A 3434-nucleotide genomic window follows, 5' to 3' on the forward strand; every position below is an offset into this window, starting at 1 on the left:
CACCAGGCTGCGTGAGATCGACGGTGTGGGACCTGTCCTGGCCGCCCGCCTGCTGGGCCGTACCGGCTCGCCTGGCAGGTTCGCCTCCGCTGCTGCGTACGCGAACTACACCGGCACCGCACCCGTTCAGATCGCGAGCGCTGGCTCCACCCGGCATCGGCTGTCCCGTTACGGAGATCGCCAGTTGAACTCCGCGATCTACACGATCGCGGTGATCCAGATCCGGATGCCCGCCAGCGCCGGCCGCGCCTACTACGACCCGAGTTGGGTCATTTGCTTTAGTGCCTTGAGCTTTAGGCTTCCAGTGCATCCAGAATGGTCTTGACCTCGGTGTTTATGGCAGGCGGGAAGGTGGCGGTGACGCCGTTGAGGTCGATGGTGGCCGAGCGCAGTGGTTTGAGGGTGCGTAGGAACCGCCGCAGGGATAGCCCGGTTCGGCTCTGGACTTCGCGGCTGACGGCCAGGGCGGTGAACACGATGGTCAGGTGGGCTTCGATGGCGTCGCGGGTGCGGGCGAACATAGGCCTGGCGGCGAGGTCGGATTTGGACATCCGGAAGGACGCCTCGACGTGCCAGAGGTCGTGGTAGCTGGCGATGATTTCGGTCGCGGGCATGAGTGTGGCGTCGATGTTGGTGACGTAGCCCTTGAGTCCGACCAGGCGCCGCGCCCGCTGCAACGATGCCTCGTCGAGTTCTCGGGCGCCGTCGCGGACTGTCACGAATCGTGGTGTGCGGGCTGTCTTATCCCCGGCGACGACAGCGCGGGCCTTGTTCTCCTGCAGGTTCAATGTCTTGGTGTCGCGCACCGCGCGTTTGGTCGAGTACGCCCACACCGCCCGCCACGACTTGGTATGGGTTGTTCGATCCCAGACGGGTTCGGCTCTGAGTTTCGGATCGCTGCTCTTGGCGGCGGTGCCGCGTTGATCGCGTGGGGTGATGGTGTCGATGATCTGACCGTCGGTGAAAAGCTCACCGTGCCAATGGAAATGGGACGCCAGATCGTTGGGTGCCTTGGTGACCCTCGATCCGACGATGAACCGCAACCCGGCGTCGTCGAGCTCGCGCAGATTGCCGCTGGCGAGCATGCCGGCATCAGCGACGACGACCATGTCGGTGATCCCGTGGCGTGCCTGGAATGCTTTCACGATCGGCACGATCGTGAGAGTTTCGGCCTTGTTGCCTTCGAAACAGCCGATCTCCAGGGGGAATCCGCACCGGTCGACCAGCAGGCCCACCACGATCTGCGGATCGACGCGGCGTTCCTTGGAGTACCCGACCCGACGCAGGTCGTCTTCCTTGTCGGCCTCGAAATACAGCGTGGTGACGTCGTAGAGCACCAGGCTGACATCGCTGGCGGTGCGGGCATGGGCGAAACATGCCGCGGCGATCTGGTCGCGGTAGCCACCGCCGCGGGCACGGCGCAGGGTGCGTTTGCGGGTCGACAACGATGCGGCGGTGCGGCCCAACTCGGCCAGGACCCGATCGACGTCGAGCAGGCTGGGCGGTTCCACGATGCGGGCGATCACCAGGTCACGGAAGACCTCGTCGCTGACCGCATCGAAGCCCAGCCTGGCGTAGATCCCGGCCAGGGCGTCATAGAGCAACCCGTTGCAGCTCTTGAGCACCCGCGGCCGCGCCACCAACTCCTGCGCGGCGGCTACACCGGCACCGTCGGTGAACAGCGCCTCGGCTGGCGGTCCAACCATATGGGCCCGAACGGCTTTCGGGGTGATGCCCAGATCCAGCTCGCCCTGGGTGTCATCGTTCAACAGCCGCTGAGCCGCCTCGATGAGCAGACCCAACTCTGCGTCATCACGTGCAGAGCCCACATGACGGACGATCCGGCGGCGACCCTCGACGGATTCGGCGATCTGGACCGCAGTCGAACCCGATGCGGTACGCACCCGCCGAATCCGGCTCTTCGCAGTTAGCAGTGGCATTGGTGCCGGCTGGGTGTGACTCGCCGTGACCGGCGGGTGCAGGCCCACCGTACGCGGCGGCGTTGGTTGCCGGGGTTGCGGAAGCCGAATGCGATGCGCCCGACGTGCTTGACGATGCGGTTGTAGCCCTCGGTGCGGGCGTTGGTCAGCCCGGTCTGCAAGGCGGCGATGATGGCGTCCTGCCAGGCCTCGATCGTGCGGGCGAAGCTGATGACCTCGGGCACTTTGCAAGCGGCGCAGAAGCGGTAGAAGCGATCCAGGGCGGCGTGGATCTCGTAGCGCAGACCGCCCCGCTGGGCGCACGAGAGCAGTTCGCGCAGCAGTTCTTTGGCGATCCAGGCCGCAGCGATGTCCTCACCGGGATCAGCGGTGAGCAGCTTGGCGAACAGCGTGTGCCGTTGCTCGTCGGTGAGCCGCTCGGCGCCGCGCAGCAGCCGGCGGCGGTTGATCCACTCCACATCGGCCTTGCGTCCCCGTCGGCCCCGCTGGGCCAGGGTGACCCGCCGGCGCACCGCATCAACCATGTCGTTGGCCTTCTTGACCAGATGGAACCGATCGACGATCACGACCGCCCCGGGCAGCCCTAGCCGCACGGCCCGGGCGTAGACCATCGACAAGTCGATGGCCACGTGGGTGATCCCCGAGCGCCAGTCGGCGTCGCGCTGGGCGAGCCAGTCGATGACCGTCGCGGAGTTGCGTCCGTTGACCTGGGCCAACAGACCTTGATCGCCAGTGATGTCGACCAGGCCGGTGTCCCAGCGGTCCACCCACATCCGCCGTCCCAGCACCGGGTCGTACTCCCATTTGGCCTTACCGCGGCGGGTCTCGTCGATGCCCAGCACGGCCACCGGCGCCGGTTCGGCATCCAGGGCCTCATCAGCGACGGCGATGACATGGTCGTGCACGGTGTGCCAGCCGCAGCGGTAGTAAGCGGCGACCGCGGCCACTGAGCGGTCCTCATCGAGGACCTGAGCGGCCATCTGGGCCTTGGACCGTGGGGTGACCCGGGCCCTCGCCGGCACCCCGGGCACCGCTTCGGTGAACACCTTGCGGTCGCACACCGTGCTGGGACACAACCATTTTCGCTTACGCCATCGCAAAACGGGCCGGTCGGGGCCGACCTGCACATCACGCGGTCCGGTACATACCCAGCCCTTTGATCTAGAGGAGCGCTCCCCACATCCGGGACAGATCCCGACCCATTCCGGGGCTGTCGATACCTGCACCAGCCGGGTGCCGTCTGCGAGGCGCTGTACTGACTCGACAACCACACCGTCGAGATCGAGCAGCAGTGAACTACCGTCAACCATGGCCCGCGTTCCTTGTCCTGGATGCCTGAAGAACACCCAGCTCACAGGGGCGCGGGCCCCTAATCAATCACCGACACGACAAAATGCCGGACAGCACCAGACCCCCATCAAGTGCGAAGAGCCGCCATGACTCACGCTCAAGCCGCCGGCGAGGCGTTGATCGTCGCGATCGGCGGCTGGGAGC

General features: G+C 66.2%; 2 protein-coding genes and 1 pseudogene. 1 reads left to right on the forward strand and 2 read right to left on the reverse strand.

The window, feature by feature from the left end:
- Positions 1–259, forward strand: a pseudogene (locus ADBZ5N_RS18045) (transposase); the annotation flags it as partial.
- Positions 260–293: 34 nt separating this feature from the next.
- Here the strand turns inward: ADBZ5N_RS18045 and ADBZ5N_RS18050 are convergent.
- Together ADBZ5N_RS18050 and ADBZ5N_RS18055 are read right to left on the reverse strand one after the other, a co-directional pair.
- Positions 294–1940, reverse strand: coding sequence for an IS1634 family transposase (locus ADBZ5N_RS18050; protein WP_526259835.1), 1647 nt, complete (start codon positions 1938–1940; stop codon positions 294–296).
- Positions 1928–3295 carry an ISL3 family transposase gene (locus ADBZ5N_RS18055; RefSeq protein WP_526259837.1) on the reverse strand — a complete coding sequence of 456 codons (1368 nt, stop codon included), beginning with the start codon at positions 3293–3295 and terminating at the stop codon, positions 1928–1930. Before ADBZ5N_RS18055 ends, ADBZ5N_RS18050 begins: the two co-directional genes overlap by 13 nt.
- Positions 3296–3434: the final 139 nt, after the last annotated feature.

The organism is Mycobacterium sp. (assembly GCF_044370595.1).
GTDB lineage: Bacteria > Actinomycetota > Actinomycetes > Mycobacteriales > Mycobacteriaceae > Mycobacterium.

Excerpts from the sequence above, each read along its gene's own strand:
- ADBZ5N_RS18050 (WP_526259835.1), bottom strand. The coding sequence starts at position 1,940 with ATGCCACTGCTAACTGCGAAGAGCCGGATTCGGCGGGTGCGTACCGCA.